The organism is Labilibaculum euxinicum (assembly GCF_009795715.1).
GTDB lineage: Bacteria > Bacteroidota > Bacteroidia > Bacteroidales > Marinifilaceae > Labilibaculum > Labilibaculum euxinus.
Genome location: NZ_WTCR01000014.1, coordinates 108,412 through 130,256, shown reverse-complemented (window position 1 = coordinate 130,256; position 21,845 = coordinate 108,412). Strand labels below are relative to the sequence as shown.

At 37.0% G+C, this 21,845-nt stretch carries 14 protein-coding genes; 3 read left to right on the top strand and 11 right to left on the bottom strand.

The annotated features are described in order from the left end of the window. Positions 1-8: 8 nt before the first annotated feature. The 10 genes from porE to GQR60_RS16980 form a co-directional block, all read right to left on the bottom strand. Positions 9-2,366 (bottom strand): PorE family type IX secretion system protein, encoded by a 2,358-nt coding sequence (porE, locus tag GQR60_RS17025; protein WP_124994084.1) that lies wholly within the window; start codon positions 2,364-2,366, stop codon positions 9-11. Positions 2,367-2,529: 163 nt separating this feature from the next. Next, complete coding sequence (locus GQR60_RS17020; RefSeq protein WP_124994083.1) at positions 2,530-4,719, bottom strand: glutamine synthetase III family protein; 2,190 nt, start codon at positions 4,717-4,719, stop codon at positions 2,530-2,532. 255 nt (positions 4,720-4,974) lie between these two features. Beyond that, positions 4,975-6,090: a hypothetical protein gene (locus GQR60_RS17015; RefSeq protein WP_124994082.1), complete on the bottom strand. Its 1,116-nt coding sequence runs from the start codon at positions 6,088-6,090 to the stop codon at positions 4,975-4,977. A gap of 20 nt (positions 6,091-6,110) precedes the next feature. Further along, positions 6,111-7,316 (bottom strand): metallophosphoesterase, encoded by a 1,206-nt coding sequence (locus GQR60_RS17010; protein ID WP_124994081.1) that lies wholly within the window; start codon positions 7,314-7,316, stop codon positions 6,111-6,113. Between the two features lie 241 nt (positions 7,317-7,557). Then, positions 7,558-9,174, bottom strand: coding sequence for a RagB/SusD family nutrient uptake outer membrane protein (locus GQR60_RS17005; protein WP_160463509.1), 1,617 nt, complete (start codon positions 9,172-9,174; stop codon positions 7,558-7,560). A gap of 12 nt (positions 9,175-9,186) precedes the next feature. Next, entirely contained in the window at positions 9,187-12,267 is a 3,081-nt protein-coding gene (locus GQR60_RS17000) for a SusC/RagA family TonB-linked outer membrane protein (RefSeq protein WP_124994079.1), read from the bottom strand. 40 nt (positions 12,268-12,307) lie between these two features. Beyond that, complete coding sequence (locus GQR60_RS16995; protein WP_124994078.1) at positions 12,308-13,447, bottom strand: dipeptide epimerase; 1,140 nt, start codon at positions 13,445-13,447, stop codon at positions 12,308-12,310. An 11-nt stretch (positions 13,448-13,458) separates the two neighbouring features. Next, positions 13,459-14,634 (bottom strand): SH3 domain-containing C40 family peptidase, encoded by a 1,176-nt coding sequence (locus tag GQR60_RS16990; protein WP_124994077.1) that lies wholly within the window; start codon positions 14,632-14,634, stop codon positions 13,459-13,461. A 140-nt stretch (positions 14,635-14,774) separates the two neighbouring features. Continuing rightward, the gene (locus GQR60_RS16985) at positions 14,775-16,250 is read right to left on the bottom strand and encodes a glycoside hydrolase family 10 protein (RefSeq protein ID WP_225441447.1); all 1,476 of its coding nucleotides are present in this window, start codon (positions 16,248-16,250) and stop codon (positions 14,775-14,777) included. Between the two features lies 1 nt (position 16,251). Continuing rightward, the gene (locus GQR60_RS16980; RefSeq protein WP_124994076.1) at positions 16,252-17,685 is read right to left on the bottom strand and encodes a transglutaminase-like domain-containing protein; all 1,434 of its coding nucleotides are present in this window, start codon (positions 17,683-17,685) and stop codon (positions 16,252-16,254) included. 117 nt (positions 17,686-17,802) lie between these two features. Here GQR60_RS16980 and GQR60_RS16975 point away from each other — a divergent pair, with 117 nt between their 5' ends. The 3 genes from GQR60_RS16975 (at position 17,803) to GQR60_RS16965 (ending at position 20,656) form a co-directional block, all read left to right on the top strand. Further along, positions 17,803-19,077 (top strand): exo-beta-N-acetylmuramidase NamZ family protein, encoded by a 1,275-nt coding sequence (locus GQR60_RS16975; protein WP_124994075.1) that lies wholly within the window; start codon positions 17,803-17,805, stop codon positions 19,075-19,077. A gap of 280 nt (positions 19,078-19,357) precedes the next feature. Continuing rightward, positions 19,358-20,128, top strand: coding sequence for a threonine/serine exporter family protein (locus GQR60_RS16970; protein ID WP_124994074.1), 771 nt, complete (start codon positions 19,358-19,360; stop codon positions 20,126-20,128). Between the two features lie 3 nt (positions 20,129-20,131). Beyond that, positions 20,132-20,656, top strand: coding sequence for a threonine/serine exporter family protein (locus tag GQR60_RS16965; protein ID WP_124994073.1), 525 nt, complete (start codon positions 20,132-20,134; stop codon positions 20,654-20,656). Between the two features lie 16 nt (positions 20,657-20,672). On the opposite strand, the gene GQR60_RS16960 is transcribed toward GQR60_RS16965, so the two are convergent. Beyond that, positions 20,673-21,782 carry an acyltransferase family protein gene (locus GQR60_RS16960; protein ID WP_124994072.1) on the bottom strand — a complete coding sequence of 370 codons (1,110 nt, stop codon included), beginning with the start codon at positions 21,780-21,782 and terminating at the stop codon, positions 20,673-20,675. Between the last annotated feature and the right edge of the window lie 63 nt (positions 21,783-21,845).

The window sequence follows — 21,845 nt, the reverse complement described above, 5'->3', positions numbered from 1 at the left end:
TTACTCATTTACTTCTTCATTTTTTTTGCTTCGGCAAAGGTAATCTTTTTCCCTTTATTGTAAGCGATTACAAATGCATTAATTCCAGTTTCACTAATCTTACCCGCTTCGGCTCTTGCTTCTTCCAGATCATCAAATATTCCGGTAGTATATCTCACTGTAGAATCATCTACGCTTCCACGGAAAACCACTTTGTATTTTTGAAGTATGGGCGGTATTGTATTTTTATTGAACGCTCCTATCTGAACGGTATAGAAAACACCTTTAATTTCTGATAAATCTTTTATTAATGTATTCCCTATTTGACTGGAATCAGATCCTGGTTTTACTTTAGAATTTGGCCCCGGCTGATAGTCTGTTGACAGCACTCTAAAATCGGTTCTGCGATTCAACTGATTCGCTTCATCCCTCTCTTTCTCTTTCAGCTTACTGATAAAAGATTCACTCAACACATCGCCTTCAGCTAAAAAGTTAAACTCTTTGGCCTTCACCGCATTAATTGTCTGAGGTTTCGATTCCCCGTAACCATGAGCAATTAACCGATCCCAGTAGATTCCTTTCTCTATTAAATAATCGACAACTGACTGTGCTCTTTTCTGAGAAAGATCACGGTTTGTGGACTCACTTCCGACATAATCGGTATGCGATCCCAATTCAATCGTAATTTTAGGATTATCGTTTAATGTTTCCACCAAACCATCTAAAACCGTTTTAGATTCTTCTCTTAATTGCCATGATCCAAAATCGTAAAATATATTTGGCAATTCGATTGGCTTCTCTATTGGTTTTAAACCAATTACTGATTTAAAATTACGGCTGATTTCTATTCCTAAAGTACTCACCTGCTCTTTACCATTCAGATATCCTTCTGCCGAAACCATTACAATATATTCCAATTCAGGATCAAGATCAACATTAAATTGCCCGTCTTCAGAAACTTGACTATCCATTTGTTCACCATTCGAAGAAACGATATGAATATCTGCATTAGGGATAAATTCGTTTGTTTCAGAATTTACAATTTTTCCCGAAAAAGAAAACTGTAAAGGCACATAATCAAATCTATAAATATCGTCATTTCCATTTTTTCTCGACGATGTAAACATTCCCTTCTCCTGACCAGTCTGAAATACCATTGCAAAATCATCGGCAGTCGAATTGATTGGATATTTCATATTCTCCACTTTCCACACACCGGTTTCCTGACGTTTTGCCTGATAAATATCCAAACCACCCATGCCTTCCTTTCGATCAGAGGCAAAGAATAAATCGCCATTGTTCTTTATGAAGGGGAATAACTCATTGTTTGGAGAATTGATTGGGCGCCCCATATTTTGAGGTTCACTCCAACTGCTTCCACTCTTTTTCGCCATCCAAATGTCATTTCCTCCGTAACCACCAGGCATATCGGATACGAAATACAGAATATTACCATCAGCCGAAATAGAAGGATGCCCCACGGACAGACTATCCGGAACCAGATCAAGTTGAGCGACACTTCCCCAGCCATCTTCCTGCCTTTGCACAGCAAATATTTTTGTTCCCTGATTATCTTTGGTTATTTTTCGAGAAGAAGTAAAATACAACACATCTGCCTCAGGAGAAAAACATGCCGCGCCTTCGTTCCATTCTGAATTAATTGTATCTCCCACACCACGAGCCTTGCTCCATTGATAAGTATCAACTATTACTTTTCGTGATGTTGCCTTTCTCCCTTTTTTCTTTTTACTCTTTCGAATCACTTCATTCGAATAGTGCGATTCAAAAATATTTGAATGAAAATCTCCTGTAACACCGTCTTTTTTAGGCTTACCGTTCAACTTTCTTGTTGATGAAAAAAAGATAACATTTGTATCTTTCCCCATATAAACAGGGCAAAAATCACTGCCCGACGAATTAAAATCATTCAATATCTCCACTTTATATCTTCCCGGATACTCTTCCCATGTGCTAATTCTTTTTAGTATTTCAGAAGGATCATTCTCTGCTTTTGCTTCGGGCTTTAGATCCAGATACTCCCAGAAATTTTCCTCGGCCTCTTCCATTTTCCCATTTTTCACTTCAGCATAAGCTAAATTTAAAACTGCATTTGAGAAAGTATCCCGGTTTAATATAGCTCTTCGATACCATGAGGAAGCCTTACGCACTTCATTTACCTGATCGAAACAGGACGCTGCTTTAAATGCTATATCGGCTTTTAGTTCTTTATCCTTTGACTTTTTATAAGCTTTTTCGTACAAACCTTGTGCATAGTAATACTGTCCGGACTGAACCATTTTATCGCCACGATTTACGTAGGATTGCGAAGAACAGGAAACAAATACTCCCAGAATTATAAAAATACAGATATTGGAAAAAAGCTTCATCAGATGAGTTTAAAATTCAATTATTGAACTAACAAGGTATAAAAATAATTATTTTATTCCAGTGGTCAATGTTTTGTTAGTAGAGATAAACATTTCTTATATAAAACAGAAAAGGATGTTCAAATAAATGAACATCCTTTTGCAATTTTTATTGTTGTCTCGACTAGTTATTGAATAACAATTCACGATATTTTGGCAATGGCCACATTTCGTTATCAACGACCAACTCCAACTTATCAATATGATATCTAATACTTGAAAGGTAAGGACGAACTTTTTCATCATAAGCCACAGCCATTTCCATGCCTTCTTTCAATACATTACATTCTTTACGAGCATCAACCATTTCTCTCACTTTAGCTTTAATTGAGCTGATATGAACCGAAATCTCTTTAATTAACTCTTTACGTGCGCCAGACAAGTCTTCATACTCACTGTTGGTAAAGATATCTCTTAAGCCCTGAACGTTTTGAATTAGCTTAGTTTGATAAGCTACAGCCGTTGGTACAATATGATTAATTGCCAAATCTCCAAGAACACGAGCTTCAATTTGAATTTTCTTAGTGAATTTTTCTAATTCAACCTCAACGCGGGCGTGTAATTCTTTCTCGGTCATCACTCCACTTTCAATCAATGATTTTTTAGAAGCTGGATCAAGATACTTTAATATTGACTCAGGAACACTGGTAATATTTGTTAACCCTCTTTTCTTAGCTTCTACTACCCAATCTTCAGAATAACCATCTCCGTTAAAACGGATCGGCTTGCATTCAATAATCATTTTCTTAAGAACCTGGAAGATAGCTTCATCTTTTTTGATTCCTTGTTCAATTAAAGCATCTACTGCAATTTTAAATTCTTTTAACTCTACAGCAACAGCCGCACTCAAGGCAGTCATAGCAGCAGCGTTATTCACTGAAGAACCTACAGCACGGAACTCAAAACGGTTTCCTGTAAATGCAAATGGCGAAGTACGGTTACGATCCGTATTATCTAAAATAATTTCAGGAATTCTGCCAATACCCAATTTTAAAGCTGTTTTTTCATCCGGTGTCATTTTTCTTTCACCAACTTCCTCTACAATTCTATCCAACATACTTGAGACTTCATCTCCAAGGAAAGCTGAAACAATTGAAGGAGGTGCCTCGTTAGCACCTAAACGGTGACTGTTTGATGCTGTAAGAATTGACGCACGCAATAAATCCTGATTCTTATATACGGCCATCAAAGTATTTACAACAAAAGTAAGGAATTGAATATTCGCTTTAGGATTTTTTCCCGGAGCCAAAAGAACAACACCTGTATCGGTTCCTAATGACCAGTTGTTGTGTTTACCTGATCCATTAATTCCAGCAAATGGTTTTTCGTGGAAAAGAACACGGAATTTATGGTGACGGGCAACCTTTTTCATAACATCCATAACCAACTGATTGTGGTCATTGGCAAGGTTAGCTTCTTCATAAATAGGTGCCAGCTCAAACTGATTTGGAGCTACCTCATTGTGACGGGTTTTCACAGGAATTCCCAATTTATGGCATTCAACTTCCAATTCCATCATAAAAGCGGTAACACGTTCTGGAATAGATCCAAAATAATGGTCATCCAATTGCTGATCTTTAGAAGAAGAGTGTCCCATTAAAGTACGGCCTGTTAAAACTAAATCTGGGCGAGCCAAATATAAAGCTTCATCAATTAGGAAATATTCCTGTTCCCATCCTAAATTGGTATGAACTTTAGTTACATTTTTATCGAAATACTGACAAACAGAAACAGCGGCTTCGTCAACTGCAGCTAATGCTTTCAATAACGGCGCCTTGTAATCAAGTGCCTCTCCTGTATAAGATATAAATATAGTAGGAATACAAAGAGTTGTTCCAACAATAAAAGCCGGAGATGATACATCCCAAGCAGTATAACCACGGGCCTCAAATGTTTGACGGATACCTCCTGAAGGGAATGAAGATGCATCCGGTTCCTGCTGAGCCAATAAACTTCCGGAAAAGTTTTCAATCATATGACCACCATCACCATAATCGATAAAACCGTCGTGTTTTTCAGCAGTTCCGTCTGTTAATGGCTGAAACCAGTGAGTGTAATGAGTTGCTCCTTTTTCAATAGACCATGCTTTCATACCAGCAGCAATACCATCTGCCATTTTTCGATCTACAGACAAACCTTTTTGATTTGCAGTCATTACTGCACGGAAAGCCTCTTTAGAAAGATACTTTCTCATAGATTCTACATTAAAAACTAATTCCCCATAATAATCAGTTACCTTATTTGAAGGAAAATGAACTGCTTTAGGTTCTCTTTTAAGTAACTCCCCTAACGCTTTAAATCTAATTGTGGTCATAAATGAAAAAATTTTAGTTATTGATATCTTAATCCGTATTGAAAAAAAAGGGGTACTCAGCAAAAAAATATTTAATTTTTACTCAACACCCCCCTTTGCAGTGATACAAATGTGAATAAAATAATTCGATTTCACAATTCTACTTCCAAAAAAATAAGCTCAACGAAACAAAAAAACGATAAAAACAGGATCAAACACCCTTATTTTTATCGTTTGCGCTGAAAATTTTAGTTTTTTTCAAAAAAAAACTGCTTTTTATCTGACCAATGGAATTTTAGGAGCATTTTTCCGAATAACGTCCCTTACATCCTTTTTTGAACCTATCAATTCATAAAATTTCAGGATATACTCTATTACCCTATGCCTATTCTCTTCATTTAAATATTCACATCGTGAAATCAATTCCAAAAACGCTTCTTTCAGTTCATTAAAATCTGTGAAAGCGGCATTCAATTCCTCATCACTCCATCTGTAACCTTTGTATATTCTTTTATACTTTGCATCGGGAGCTATTTGAGGATCCAAAGTAAAATAAGTCTGATTGATTATTCCCGACCAATCAAAATCGAAAGGTACTGCAACAGGAATGCTCTGTTCATCCACCGACAAAATCTCAATATTGTGCAACCGGCAAATATCCCAGTCTGAATTTCCAATCATCAACTGAAACAAAGACAGCATTACCATATTCTTTCGAAGAATATTGTATTGCTTTAAATTTTTATAATGCAGTATTATTTTTCCGTTTCGGGTAGCAAGATCATTTTTATCTTCCAGAAAAAAACCAAACTTTTGAATGGTATCATTAGTAAGACTATCAATAAATGAAATTTGAGACAAACGAACCCTATAACTGTGTTCGTCAATAAGATTATACATCTTGTAGATCAGATATTCTTTAATGGTATTCTGTTCGAATCCATCCTGATAAGACTGGCAATGACTTACGTATTTTAACTTGCTTTGCCCTTCGAACTCGGTTCCTGTCAACTTTTCTGAAGGCAGTTTAAATCGTAATGGCGGGAAATCGCAGTTTTGTTTTCGCCTTCGGAAATTTCCCCGGGTCATTACTTCAACGTCTATCTTACTTTCCGGTTGTTTCTCATTCTCAATTAACCGCAATTCGCATTTATGATACCTCCTGTCCTCTCCAATATCATTTATCAAAATTGACAAATTAGTTTTTAATTCGAACTCAAGGAGTTTTTCGTTTTTAAACAATGGCAATTGCAACAAGCTGTCTCTATCCTTTCTGGAAACAGCACTGACTGGAATCGAATAAAGGAATATCAATAAGATTAAGAAAGCTTTTGTGAAAAAATCTTTCTTGTTATTATTTTCCAGCCTAATTGCATTCGACAGTCTACTCATTGCATTTTTTTGTAAAAACATTATTCAATTAACTCTCTTCTTCCATCTGAAAAACAACGATAATATTTTCCATCTTCAATTAACACTACCTGGGGTTCAATTTCAGAATATCCCATTGGAACATTTATTGCTACGACTCTACCTTCATGCAAAAAATGAATAGATTCAACCTCTGTATGCCCGATAAAAATTCTATTTACATTATAATAAGTAAGCACCTTAGTTAACTCCTCATTAGTAATAATTGAATAACTTCTTGATTTCATCAGATAACCTCTATACCACAAAGGGTTTTCAGGGAAATATATGGATCTCATCAACTTCTCATGTGTCATCTTATTATCTGCACTTATACTTTTCCGAATATCATTGTTTATTTGCTCCAAGCTAAGTCCTCTATCAACTAAATCAGGAGACAAGCCACCATGAACAAATAGTAAATCATTAATTTTAACTACAGAATTTAATGATCGCAGCCACTTCCCCAATTCTGTATCTGCCTTAAAAAAACGCGGGTAATTAAACATTAACCTTTGGCACATATTCTTATACTTTGGAGCAACGTAACGAGAATCGTTCATTAAAACCATTATTTCATGATTCCCAAGCAATAAATGCAGTTTCCCTTTATTTTCATTTGCCTGTCTTTGTAATTTCTTAATTAAATACAGACTTTCAGTTACTTTATCTCCCCGGTCAAAAATATCTCCAACAAAAACCAGATGTCCATCTCCCCAATTCCAATCCAAATCCTTATTAATTACTCCAATATTCAGCAATAATTCCACCAGTGCATCATATTCTCCATGCACATCTCCAATTGCCAACAACTTTGTCACCCCCGAGTATTCAGCACTTTGAACCGGATACTTTCCCTTTCGAAGCCAATACTTATTCTTATCACCTTTCTGTCCTTTAACTACTACTGAATCGCCTTTTATCTTTATTTTCTTCTCCCGGATATCAATGATATTTCCTTCTTTTTTATGATTGATATACCACGACTTCACAGTTTTATCGTCGAGCCAGAAAAAATGCGGACCATCAGAGTAGTCTGCCAAATTAAGATCCTGAATATTTCCATTAAAAACCTTATCGTAAGATGAAAATGCACCTGAGCCTAATTCATTCTTCTTTTCTTGTGCTTCCACATTGAATGACCATAAATTAATTATGGCCAGAAATAATACAATCACATATTTATAAAACTTAACCCTTCGATACATATCATCTGTTTTTCTTATTCAAATCAAATACCAAAATTACTATATCTCTTTAAATCAAAAACTAAACCAGAATTCTAAAAAATGAAAAAGAGTTAACTGTCCGCAATTAACACAGCAAGTGTTCGAATACGAACTGTGATGGCATCTTATGAAGATAGTAAAAAATTAACGAAGCTTTTACATACAAAAAAACAGGGATCCCGAAGAATCCCTGTTACACTACTACTACATAGTACCTGAATTAGTATCCAGGATTTTGTCCTACAAGTCCTCCTGTATTATCCACTTCACTTTGTGGAAGAGGGAAGAAAATATTTTTTGGCATTGTTAAATTTGTTGCCTTAAAAATTGGTTCACCAGAATCAGCCACTATATATCCCCCGGCACCATCGCGAGTAATAGTTGCTTTAACTTTGTAACCATCTACTTTAAGCTCTTGCTCTAATCTTCCTGTTCTAATCAAATCGTGCAATCTATGACCTTCACCACAAAGTTCAACACGACGCTCGTGATATATAGCATCCAGCAAAGCTGTTCCCGATGCTGTAACATTAGCCAAAATAGAAGCATTCCCTTGACGAGCACGCTCACGTACTTTATTTAGGTAGGTTCTAGCAGTTCCCTCATCATTTGTATGATAGCAAGCCTCTGCATACAATAAATAAATATCTGATAAACGGATAATTCTTTCATTAATCGGTGAGTTTCTGAAATTACCCAGATTCAAATATTCTTGCTTAGACAGGTAGTGTTTATAATTACTAAAACCTGTTAAATCTTCAGCAACTACACCTGGAGTTTCACCTTCCAAAATCCACTGATCGGCATACTGAAGAGAATTGATTAGTGATGCATCACGTCTTGGATCACCATTTTCAAACTCAAGATACAAATCGTAAGTTGCCTGATATCTACCATAAGGATCAGCAGCTCCCAACCATGGCATATTTAAGAAAGTAGTAAAGTTACCATTGTTGGTATATGCACCATCATCAAGCGGAGAATCGTAAAACTGAACTTCGAAAATAGATTCTTCGTTATTCTCTTCTGCCTCCGAAAATAAATCATGATAATCACCTTGATACAGATCGTAAACATCTAAAGCAAACAATTGTTCTGCGTAGGTTTTTGCTTCATCCCATTTGTTCTCATTATAAAAATCCTGAGATGCATATCCCGGACTTGCCTGTGAAACAGAAACTTTCACTAACAGACCTAAGGCAGCACCCTTTGTAGCTCTACCCAGTTCCCCTGAAGCAACGTATACGGATTTCAAAGGAAGAGTAGCAACTGCATCTTTTAAATCAGCTTCGATTTGCGCATAAACTTCAGCTGAAGTAGCACGTGTTTTATTCAAATCATCACCCAATAACGGAACTGTAATCAACGGCACACCACCATAATTCTTTACCAAATCGTAGTAATAATATGCTCGCATAAATTTTGCTTCACCAACAACACGATCCTGTAGTGACTTATCGGTTACTCCAGGAATGTCTTTTCCTTCTACATTCGCCAACAGCTGATTTGCAATTAAAATTCCACGGTAATTGTACCGGTAATTATAAGTGAATAGGAATGCCGTGGCATCGTAAGTAAATTGACGCAATGCCAAATCTTCTCTATCCACTGCATCATCGGTAGTAGAATTATTTAATGAGGTTCTTCCCCAATTGTAATGATACTCCCACATTGGAGCATAACATGCATTGGCCGCCTTTACAAGCTCCGCATCGTTCGAATAAAAACTACCGGAAGTTTGTTCCCCGATTTTAACGGTATCCAAATAGTCTTTATCACAGGCTCCTAATGAAAATATCAAAAGCCCCGCTAATATTATATTTCTTATTTTCTTCATTTTCATCAACTGTTAGAAAGTTAAATTAGCTCCTATTGAAAAAATTCTAGCTTGCGGATAAGTTCCATAATCAATACCTTGAGTTAATGAAGGACTAGTAGAACTAGCCGCCCCAATTTCAGGATCCAAACCAGAGTAATTTGTAATTGTAAATACATTCTGACCAGAAAAATAAACACGTAGATTTGACATCCAAGGAGTAAGATCTTTAAAAGTATAACCCAATTGAATGTTTTTTAAGCGCAAATACGAACCATCTTCCACATAAAAATCTGAAGCTCTCAAATTTTTCTCAACAGTAGAAGCGTTTAATCCAAACATTTCATTCGATTTGTTCTGAGCAGTCCAATGATTCTTGTAATCAGATGCCAATCCAAATCTTTTGATATCCGCGTAATTGTAATATTTAAACCCATTAAATATATCATTACCCGTTACCCCTTGGAAAAACATAGATAAGTCAAAACCTTTGTATGACAAATCAATATTCACACCATAGAATAAATCTGGATTTGGATCACCAATCTGAACACGATCATCACCATTGATAACTCCATCAGGAGCCTCCATTACACCATCATTGTCTTTATCGGTCCACTGGTCTTTAAATCTAAAATCACCTGCGCCAATAGGCTCTGCCGACTGAGCACTTGATGCAACTTCAGCATCTGTTTGAAAAACTCCATCAACCTGATAACCATAGAATGCTCCGATAGGAGATCCTTCAGCCGTTCTAGTAACATTGCCTACCAAACTCACATTACCACTCCAAATAGGAACCCCGCCACCAAGACTGGTTACTTCATTATCTACATGAGAAGCATTTACATTAACTGAGTATTTCAAATCATTTCCAATTTTACCTCTGTAGCCAAGATTTAATTCAAAACCTTTATTCTCAACAGTACCTGCATTAACATATGGACTTCCATCGTAACCAGCATACTGAGGTATTGGAACCTGCACCAACATATCTTTAGTTTCCTTTTTAAAATAATCAGCAGAAAAAGTTAATTGATCATTAAAAAATGCCAGATCCAGTCCGAAATTTGTAGATTCTACCGTTTCCCACTGCACTTTTAAATTGGCCATTTTTACAGAGGCCGCTCCTGCTTGTTCTTTATCACCAAAAACATAGCTGTACTCCAACAAAGCATCTTTACTTTGAACTGTAGAAGCAAATGAATATGGATCAATTTTAGCATTACCAACACGTCCCCAACCAGCTCTTACTTTTATTCTGTTCACCACATTTTCTGGTAAAAAATCCATGAATTTTTCATTTCTCAATTTCCATCCTAAAGACATTGAAGGGAAATTACCAAATCGTTTATCAGGCCCAAAAACAGAAGATCCATCACGACGAAAAGATGCAGTTAAGAAATAGGTGTCTGCATAATTGTAATTCACTCTACCTAAATAGGAATACATTCTTGTATCTACACCTGAATTCGAAGCATTAGTACTCTCCAAATCAGTGGAAGCCGAAATATACTGCAACTCCTCATTATCGTTTGGAATATTATTTCTTGAAGCTCCTAAATACTCAGATTTGTTTTTCTCTGCAGTAAAACCAGCTAACAAACTAATATTGTGATCTTCAATATTTATATTGTAAGAAATTGTATTCTCACTTAAAAATCCATTAAATTCACGGGTAGTTTTTGATAAACTGTTGGTAATATTCTTTTCATTACCATAATCATACGAAGGTAAATAAGTCTTCTCTTTAGATCTGGAAACATTTAAACTTACAGATGACCTGATGAACAAATTCTTGATTGGTTCAACCTGCAGGTATGAGTTCGCCAAAACCAAAAGAGCTGATTTTTCACGAACATCTCTGTTTAAAATAGCAACCGGATTCGCCAAATCGGAATACGGTGTGGAAGCATATTCCCCAGATTCCTGATAAACCGGAGTAATAGGATCCATTCTTTGAGCAAGAGTTAAAATACCATTAATAGCATTTCCGTTTACCTGATCTGTATTGGTGTGAGACAATGAAAGATTAATACCTGCTTTAATTCTTGAACCAATATTGTAATTGTTATTCAAACGAGCATTAACTCGTTCGTATTTAGAATTTAAAACAACACCTTCATTTTTAAAATACCCTGCACTGAATAGAGTATTTGAAGATTCATCACCTTTTGATAAGGTAACATTCGTTTTATAAATTTTTCCAACGCGAGTAACCTCATCGAACCAATCCGTAGTTTTTCCTGTATTGTCAGATGGAGATTGAAGGGTTAATGGCTTGTAAGCACTAGAACCTGTAAAAGCTGCAGCATTTGTTTGAGCTGTATTGTAAGTAGCCAACCAATCTGTTGTATTCATTAAATCAGGATTATTCCATACACTTTGAAGCCCGGTCATTAATTCCATTTGAACTTTCACATCCTTGGTATTACCAGTTTTGGTTGTAATTAAAACAACACCGTTTGCACCTCTTGAACCATAAATAGCAGTTGCTGATGCATCTTTCAAAACCTCAAGACTCTTGAAATCACTTGGATTTAAACTAGAAATATCATCCAGAAAGATTCCATCCACTACATAAAGAGGAGAAGAATTATTCACAGTTCCTGTACCACGAACCCGTACTGATAAACCTGCGCCAGGAGCACCGGAAGTTTGCGTTACCATAACTCCGGCAGCACGTCCTTGAAGAAGAGCGGCTCCGTTTGAAACTGGCTGATCTTCCAAATCCTTAGTACTTATACTAGCTACAGAACCCGTAATATCACTTTTCTTTTGAACGCCATAACCAACAACCACAACTTCGTCCATTGCGAAATTATCGGCTTGAAGCACCACATTCAATTCTGCTTGAGTACCAACTGCGGTCTCAAATGGTTTCATTCCAATGTAAGAGAATACCAAAATGGCATCCGCTCCCACTTTGATTTCATATTTTCCATCAAAATCGGTAGTTGTTCCGTTGGTTGTACCTTTTACTACAACCGAAACGCCCGGGATAGTTAACCCGTCTTCTGCACCGGTAACCACACCTTTAACCAGCAAATCCTGTGCCCAGGATACCTGCCAGCCAAGAAGCATGATTAACGTAAAGCATGCAATTTTTCTCATAGTGTTTAATTTAGATTAGCAAGAAATAATTAAAAATTACTTATATTTTTATGACTCCAATTCCCGGACGGTCCGGTAAGATTACTTTCCCGCCGACAATCTCAATTCCTTTAAAAGGATCATTTGATATTAATAAGTTTCCATCCAAATCAGCCCAATCAACCATAGGCGACAGTTGGGCTGCCGCACTAACACCACAAGACGTTTCCGTCATGCATCCAATCATCACTTTCATTTCCAATGAACGGGCCACATTCATCATTTTATGAGCTTCGCGCATTCCGGTACACTTCATCAATTTGATATTGATCCCGGAATAAACTCCATGTAATTTTGCCACATCGTCCAATCGCTGAATGGCTTCATCTGCAATTGTAGGCAAGGGACTGTGCTGAGTCAGCCAAGCCATATCATCAAAATTGTGCTTGTCCATTGGCTGCTCAACAAAAACAACTCCTTGTTCTTTTAACCAATGAATTTTATCTAAAGCCTCTTGTTTGTCTTTCCAACCCTGATTCACATCAACACACAAAGGCACATCTGTAATTTTTCGAATTGTATTAATCATCTCCTCATCGGTCCCCTTCCCAATTTTCACTTTTAACATTTTATAAGGAGAAGCTTCTTTCACTTTTTCAATTACCACATCAGGTTTATCCATCCCAATGGTAAATGTGGTCAGCGGAGTGTTTTCCTGATTGTACCCCCAGATTTTAAACCATGGTTTTTCCAATAATTTCCCGATCAGATCATGCAAAGCGATATCAATTGACGCCTTTGCCGCACAATTTCCTTCAGCAACAGCATCTACATAGCTTAATATTTCATTCAACCGAAACGGATCAGAGAACTGTCTCAAATTTAAACTGCTTAAAAATTTGGCGGCTGTTTCGTGGGATTCTCCCAAATAAGGAGGCATGGAAGCTTCGCCATAACCAACAATTCCATCCCACTCAATTTTCGTAAGCATAACCGGGGTGGTTGTTCTGGAAAAAGATGCAATGGTAAATACATGTTTCAGCTGCAACTCATAAGGTTCGAAACTAAGTTTCAATCCTTTTCCTGAACGTTTTGATTTACCTGCTCCTGTCCCTCCGCAAGAATTCATTGCCGGAAGTAAAAATGCAGCTCCAGCTAACAAGCCGGTGTTTCCTAAAAATTTTCTTCTGTCTATTGCCATTTCCTTTACTCTTAATACCATGGATGATCGGATACCCTGCAAATTCCAGGCTCTCCAATTCTACTTAAAACCCGTCGTCCACCCAGCCAGGTAATCGACCTGTAATTGTTATAATTTTCGGCTTCAGGCTCAAAACTATTAATCCGAACCCTGCCTGAAGAATGAATATATTCTCCATTCCTCATATACATTCCAACATGAGTAACCTTCATTGGTTTCTCATCAGTCTTAGCTCTTCCAAAAAAAATCAAATCTCCTTCTGCCAATTTTAAAAACCCCTGCCCAGGAGAAATGGTATCTCCATGAAGAAACTGCAATGAAGCATCACGAGCTAAAATGATCCCGTTTATGAAATAAACTGATTTGACAAATCCACTGCAATCAACTCCCTTTACTGAAGTTCCACCCCACAAATAAGGGCGGCCAAGAAATTGTTTTGCTGTTTTGGTTAGAATGGATGCATCTTTCAACTTCCTTGTTTTCCAATCAGAAAGCAACTCACAATTTGATTTTTCTACTTGAATTTTTCTTCCATCGGGTAAGCTCAGATCATAACTGTTCTGATTTTCTTTCTCAACTTCCAGAATTGCTCCTGCAACTAAATCGGTAACTACTTCATTTTGTCCAGGATCTTTTACGACTTCAAAATCCGGAATAAAAATTATTCTTGTTGAATTCCTCCAGGCCTTCATTTCAGACTCTGTTTTTTGAGCAATTGCAGCTCCATCAACCCAGGCAATATATTTGTCCGGAGTCTGTATTTGATACCAGCCATTATCTTCTTTTAAAAGCCTGACCGGCGTGCCCATTATTGATTGCGAAACAAGCTCTGCCGAATGCTTTGGGTAAGCTCTTAAGTTCACAACACTTAAGTTGATTACTCCCCAAGTTTTATCCCCTAATTTTTTCTCAGGAAGTACAACCAAGCTATCTACCAAATGAACTTCCAAGGCTTCCAGAGCTGAGAACAAAGCTAACTTTGCGTCCGACAGAGATGTTTCTCCACTAACAACTAATCCATTATCCTTATTGATAGAAAAAGCAGGATTAAAAATTGCTTCTCTACTATCCGGTGCAATCTGCAACTTTACAGCATGAGAAATTTGGTTTGCCTGCTGCAACAATTTTGAATCGTTACTACAAGCAAAACCAATAAAAATAATCACTAACCAAACTTTATTTCTCATTTTAATTTTAATTGGTATTACATCTTACATGATTCCAAATTTAAACACATCTGTTGATTTCCAATAATGGTTCAACATGTTTAAAAACACACACTTACCTTACAAGTAAACATATTTTAATTCGATCTGCAACCATCAGTTTATTTCCCCACTCTTATCCAATTGCTGGCAACACTTTCAAAATGGCCTCTGTCAACTGATTTAACCGAGTAAAACATCTTCTCTTCTTGTTTTGATATTCCTGACTCCAATAAAGTTGTAATACAAAATACTTTATCATTTTTAACGGATTTTCCAGATGATTGATACACTACATAGTAAATAGCTCCTTCAACAGCATTCCAAGTCAGCACACCTTCCTTCATTTGTAATTTTGGTGCTTTCAATCTGGTTGCTTGATAGTTGCTGTTTTCCAAATTAAGGGCAGGACTCCGATACACCTCTGTTTGCAGGGCTTCATTAATTCCTAATCGGTTTTCGGTGAAATTCTTTGAACAAAAAAACATACTGCCGTTCAATCCTTTCAAACGACGATTCAGTTTTATCTGTCGGATGATTTGATCTGCACTGCGCCATGCCTTTGCTGTGGAAATAGAGTCCAAACGGTAAACACCCTGCCCTATATAGCAAGGCTTGCCATAAGAATTTCTTCTCCACCATTTTGCTATTTTTCTATAATCGGCTACCTTTTTTCCAATGTGCCAATAAATTTGAGGTGTTACATAATCAATCCACTCGTTTTTTAACCACAACAAAACATCAGCATATAAATCATCATAATTGGTTTGACCAGCTTTAGTTCTCGATCCGGATTTATCCTTATCCTTATTGCGCCAAACTCCAAAAGGAGAAATCCCAAAAGGCATCCACGGCTTAATCGATTTGATAGTGTCATTAATTTGCTTAATCACACGATTCACATTATCTCTTCGCCAATCATCAATTCGGTTCGGATAAAATTCACCTCCATTTTGAGCGAAGCTTAAGGAATCTGGAAATGGTTCTCCAGCTATTTTGTATGGATAGAAATAATCATCAAAATGGATGGCGTCAATATCATATCGACGAACAACATCACCAACAATTTTGGACACATAATCTCTGGTTTCCTGCAATCCCGGATTAAAATACCTGTGCTTTCCGTAAGTTAAGAACCATTCAGGATGCTGATTCGTTATGTGTTCAGGATCTGTTTCTGTTTCCTGATAAAGAAAAACGGCTCTGTACGGATTCATCCAGGCATGAAGTTCCATTGCTCTTTTATGACACTCTTCAACAGCAAATTGAAGCGGATCGTAAAATGGATCAGGTGCAATTCCCTGCTCCCCACTCAACCATTGCGACCAAGGTTCGTATGGTGATTGATAAAAAGCATCAGTTGCTGGCCGTATCTGAAATACAATTGTATTCATTCCATTCTTTTTGTGTTGATCCAAAAGAGTTGTCATTTCTTTCTTTTGCTCCTCAACAGAAAGGCCTGCTTTCGATGGCCAGTCAATATTATCGACTGTTGCTACCCAAACTGCACGCATCTCTCTTTCAGGCGATTTTTTTTTCGCCATTGAGCCCAATGCAACCAACATCATCAACAAGCCTATAAATCCTTTTTTACTCATCCTAATTATATGTTACTTCCATTTTATATGTCCAATCACTAAAATAAAGGTTTCCACCTTTCCATTCCAGTTCTCCTCTTTGAAAATCTACAGGCTCGCTTCTTGGCCAGATTTTGGAGGGAAACAAATCCTGCGAGAAATCTTCATTCACAATCAACCGATAAGAATCAATACTTGTTTTGTAAAAATTTCGCACTTTATCATTTTTACTTTCCTGCAAACCAAATGACTGATCCAATGGAACCCATCCAATTCCCTCATAATACACTTCGCACCAATCGTGAAGATTTACTTCGCCAGGATGCAGCATCCAGCCACTTTGCCACTTTACCGGAATTCCACGATAACGAGCCATCGTCATAAAAAGGAGTGTTTGCATTCCACAATCGCCATGCTTATTTTCCAACACATATTCTGGAATGTTTGGCACTATGGAATATTCTAATGCACTTGCCCATGGAATATTTGAATTGATCCAATCATACAACAAACTCACTTGTTTCAATGCCTTTGTCTCGTTTCCACAAATTTCATCAGCTAAATTTTTAATCCGATCAGAAAAAATGATTTGCGGTGGTCGTTCGCTTGTATTTTTCTGATACAAAACCGATGCAGTATCATATACTACACAATTCATCTTAGCAGGATCATATATTTGCGCATACGTTTTCGTTCTGAATTTCACAGAAAATTTCGTTTCCACACCTGCCTCTGCAAGCTGCTCGCAGTAAATACTTCTTTGCGCAAATGAATCCGGAGCCACAATGTATTTTTCTGGAAACATGCTCAATAAATCAACATTTGTTTGTCTGGAATTTGATTCTTTAGGATAAGGCATCCAGCAACGAATAATCTCACCTGCTGGAACAGCACCAGCTTTCACACTTATTGTATATGTCATTGTGCATTCTACAGGATTCACCAACTCCCCATTTTCAGTACTTTCGGAAATTAACTGTGAGGTGTGAGACGCACAAAAACTCTTTAAAGAATCTATCGTTTTTTCACTTATTTTTTCTTCTCTGTTTTTCGCAAATTCGTTCAAACGGAATAAATTAGGAACAGCATTTTTAAAAAAACGTTTCTGTCCGTTAATCAGTCTGTATTCAAGCGATTTTTCCTTTTCCCATTTTGCCATGTAAATTGTCGTAGAATCAGAAAAGTAAGGCATCAGTTTTTCAAGTACATCCGCTTCAGTCAAAGCATACTCTCTCTCGATGCGCGACATCATGTCCTTTTGAAACAAAAGATCATTTTTTTGCTTTTCGTTCAAGTTACCATCCAAAAGTTTCTCCCCAATAATTTGACCAGCGATTGTGAACTCACCTGTATCAATTAAAAAGGCTAAATTTGCTTTACCTTTATTAGACACATTACAGCCAATAAACAGGAAGCAAAAAGCAAGAAAAAAATAATGACTTAAAGAGTTATTCATTTCACAAAACTTATTAAGTTGTCATACATGTTACAAAAATATAAAATTTATTAGTTTTGCAATGAAAAATTAAAAAAAACAAGTATCTAAATTGCAAAAACTTAAAAAACAGTCATCATGGTTAACAACAACACATTGCGTATTTACAGAGGATTACCATATTCCCTTCTTTTAATCTGCATTCAAATATTATTTTTCCAAACATCTATCCTTGCCCAAAAAGTGGAAACAGGCATAGATGTACTACAAAAAACCAATTACTCTTTTCTTACCGGAAAAAAGATTGGAATTATCACCAACCCTACTGGAGTAAATCATTATTTAGAATCGACTATCGATCTGCTTCATGCCTGCAATGATGTAGATGTTAAAGTTCTATTCAGCCCTGAACATGGAATACGGGGAGATCATGCTGCCGGTGAGAAAGTAGAAACCTACACCGACAAAAAAACAGGTATTCAAGTCTATTCGCTGTATGGCAGGCAACAAAAACCAAATGCTAAAATGCTAAAAGATTTGGATGCTATTGTATACGACATTCAGGATATTGGCGTCCGTTCCTACACATACATCAGCAGTATGGGATTATTAATGGAGGCTTGTGCCGAAAACAATGTAGAATTTATCGTATTGGATCGCCCAAATCCTTTTGGAGGAAATAAAATAGAAGGTTGCTTGGTTGAACCTAAACAAATATCTTTTGTGAGTCAGTTCCCAATACCTTATGTATACGGACTAACTTGTGGCGAACTGGCTGGTTATTTGAATGAAGAAGGCTTACTGAAGGATGGTAAAAAATGTAAATTACATGTTGTGAAAATGGAAGGATGGAAACGAAACATGACTTTTCAGGAAACCGGCTTGCCTTGGGTACCAACATCTCCGCATATCCCAAACTCAGCAAGTGCAATTTACTATGCAGCTTCGGGCATACTTGGAGAATTGTATACCATTTCGATTGGTGTCGGTTATACTCAGCCATTCAAATTATTTGCTGCCGAATGGATCAATGCTGACGATTTAGCTGAAAGTTTAAATAATCTGCAAATTTCGGGTGTTCTTTTTCGACCAGTACACTATAAACCATACTATTCAGTCGGGAAAGGCCTTATGCTTCATGGGGTTCAATTGCATTTTACGGACATTCAGCAAGCACCAATCTCACTCATTCAATTTTATGTGATGCAGGAATGCCACAAATTGTATCCGAATAAAAATCCATTTGAAATGTGCGAAGCATCACGCTTAAGTATGTTCGACAAAGTATCTGGAAGTAAGGAAATAAGAATGAGATTTACCGAAAACTTTCTGGTAAGTGACATCGAAGAACTTTGGTTTGCGCCCAGAGAATCATTTTTGGAAAAATCAAAAAAATACTGGCTGTATAATTGATCGCAATAAAATGAAAATTAGAATCATAATTTATCATTGCATCAGAATGTGAAATTGTAAAAATGATTACTTTTGCCTGATATATTCTTTATTTTAGAGAAAATAAAATCTACTTCAAAACAAAACCTTTCCGTTAAACAACTTTGTACAACAACAAATTAAGAAACATTTTTTTGCTGTTAAACATAGGACCACAGAGTAACAAATAGATCGGTTTACAAAAAACTCATTTGAAGTATTCAACAATCAGGTTAATATCATTTCAAAACAATAAAAAAATATGGTTTTATCCGAAAAAGAAAAGATTAACGAGCTGTGTAAAATTCTGCTCGAAGTAGGAGCCTTACTTATGGAGACCGGAGCAAATACATTTAGAATTCGGGTTACCGTAATGCGTATTGCTTCGGCCTTTGGATACCATGCAGAATTATTAATTACCCATCGCGCATTAATGTTAACCATCAACAACGAAGAGTCTGATCAGTTCTTTAGCCGGCTGATGCAGACATCGGCTCATCGTGTCAATTTCAAAATTGTTAGCGGACTCAGCAGAATGAGCTGGCACATTATAGAGGAAAAATGGGATTTGGAAATGGTTCGTCATGAAATAGACCGATTAAAATCTGTACCTCATTATCCCCGGATCGTAACACTGCTAATGGTAGCTTTGGCAGGCGCCTCATTCTGCCGCATTTTTGGTGGTGAAGCTATCGAAATGCTAATTGCTTTCGTGGCAACCTTTGTTGGCTTATTTGTAAGACAGGAAGTCACAAAAAGAGAATTTAATCCTTATTTATGTATTTTCCTGGCCGCTTTTGTATCAGCTATGATTTCAGGAGCTGCAGTTAATCTGCACATTAGCAGCAATCCGGAATATGCTTTTGCAACCTCTGTTTTATATCTGATTCCTGGAATTCCATTAATTAATTCCCTGCTGGATCTTTTGGATGGAAATATTATAAACGGAGTGGTAAGAGGACTTAATGGATTAATTATCGCTTTTTCGATTGCTTTGGGTTTACTGGGAGCGATTCTTATTTATAACATTTAGAATATGGAGTGGATTGTATTTTTTGAAACATGGATTTGGCTGGGGTTTGCTGCTTGTGGTTTTGCAATACTCTTTAATGTTCCTCCCCGTACATTATGGGTAATATTCATCATGGGTGCTTTGGGCGGAACAGTAAAACTAATCTGCCTAAAGCTGGGAGTAAATATCATTCTCAGCTCGCTTATGGGCGCTTTACTAATTGGTTTTTTAAGCATCCGGGGTGCTCACTTAAGACATTCGCCTCCCTTTGTATTTGCTATTCCTGCGGTTATACCAATGGTTCCCGGTGCATTTACTTACCGAATGATGCTGGGAATTATCCATTTAACAGGAGAAAATGATCATGCTGTTTTTCTGCAGTTGTTACAAGAAACTGTTGATAATGGATTGAAAGCCTTTTTTGTATTATCGGCACTTTCGCTGGGCGTTTCGGCTCCCATGTTACTCAGTCGAAACAAATCAATAAAAGAAACTAAACCAAACAAATTTCTAAATAAATTATTTGACTCAAAAAAAGCTTCGGATTAAATCCGAAGCTTTTCTTTTATATTTTAATAAAAATTTTCCGACGATAGAGAAACAGCACGATGAGCCAATAGACAACGATATGTGCCAGAGCAAAAAACAAAGATCCATTCATATCTCCTGCCCAGGATGCAAATGCATTTTTATACAACCAGACATATCCGGTTGTTGAATTTCCTGCCTGATCTGAAAAATGAACCAGATAAATAATCACTCTTACCCAAACTCCTGAAAGAACATAAATAAACAAAGGATTCATTCCGAAAACCAAAAAAGGATGAGCCCATTTTTTGTACTCCAAAATATCGATCAGGTAAATCATTACAGCTAAAACCAAAAGTGCCAAGCCTGCTGTATAAATCACATAAGAACTAGACCAGATTGGTTTATTAATAGGGAATCCCAAGTTCCAAATTAAACCAGCAATCACACCTAAGGAACCAAACATCAATAACTTCGCAACCAATTTTTTACGCTCGGTTGACTCAATTAAAAATCCTGAAAGATATCCGAGGATTACTGTAGCAATTGCAGGAAGAGTGCTAAACAATCCTTCCGGATCAAAAGTTACGCCAAACCCTTTGTACATATGGTTCGCTCCAAGAATCATGGCATCGAAAGCCATTGTGGGATTTCCTTCTAAACTATACGGATCATCACCGCCAAGGAAAAAAATCAATCCCCAGTATGCCAGAAGAATAGCCAATGCAACAAATACCAAACGAAGCTTATTCAGCGACAAACAAAGCAAACTACCTATTCCATAGGCCAAGGCAATCCGCTGCAAAACACCCATTATCCGGAAATTTTCCCATTCAACCTGAACAAATGGAAACGCATTTAACAACAAACCGATCCCAAAAATGATTACAGTCCGCTTCAGAATCTTCCTGCCTGCTTCGGGACTTAATTTATGATCAAATTTTCCGAAAGCAAACCACATGGCAACACCAACGGCAAATAGAAAGAAAGGAAATACCAAATCGGTTGGTGTACAGCCATGCCACTTGGAATGCAGCAATGGAGCATAAACATGTCCCCAACTCCCAGGAGTATTTACAGTAATCATGGCAGCAATGGTTAATCCCCGAAAGGCATCCAAAGCCATTAAACGTTCCGTTTTTTTCATGAGTCTGAATTTGTTTTTTATTACCACATGGAACTCGCCAACTTAGTCATTCTCGTATGTGAG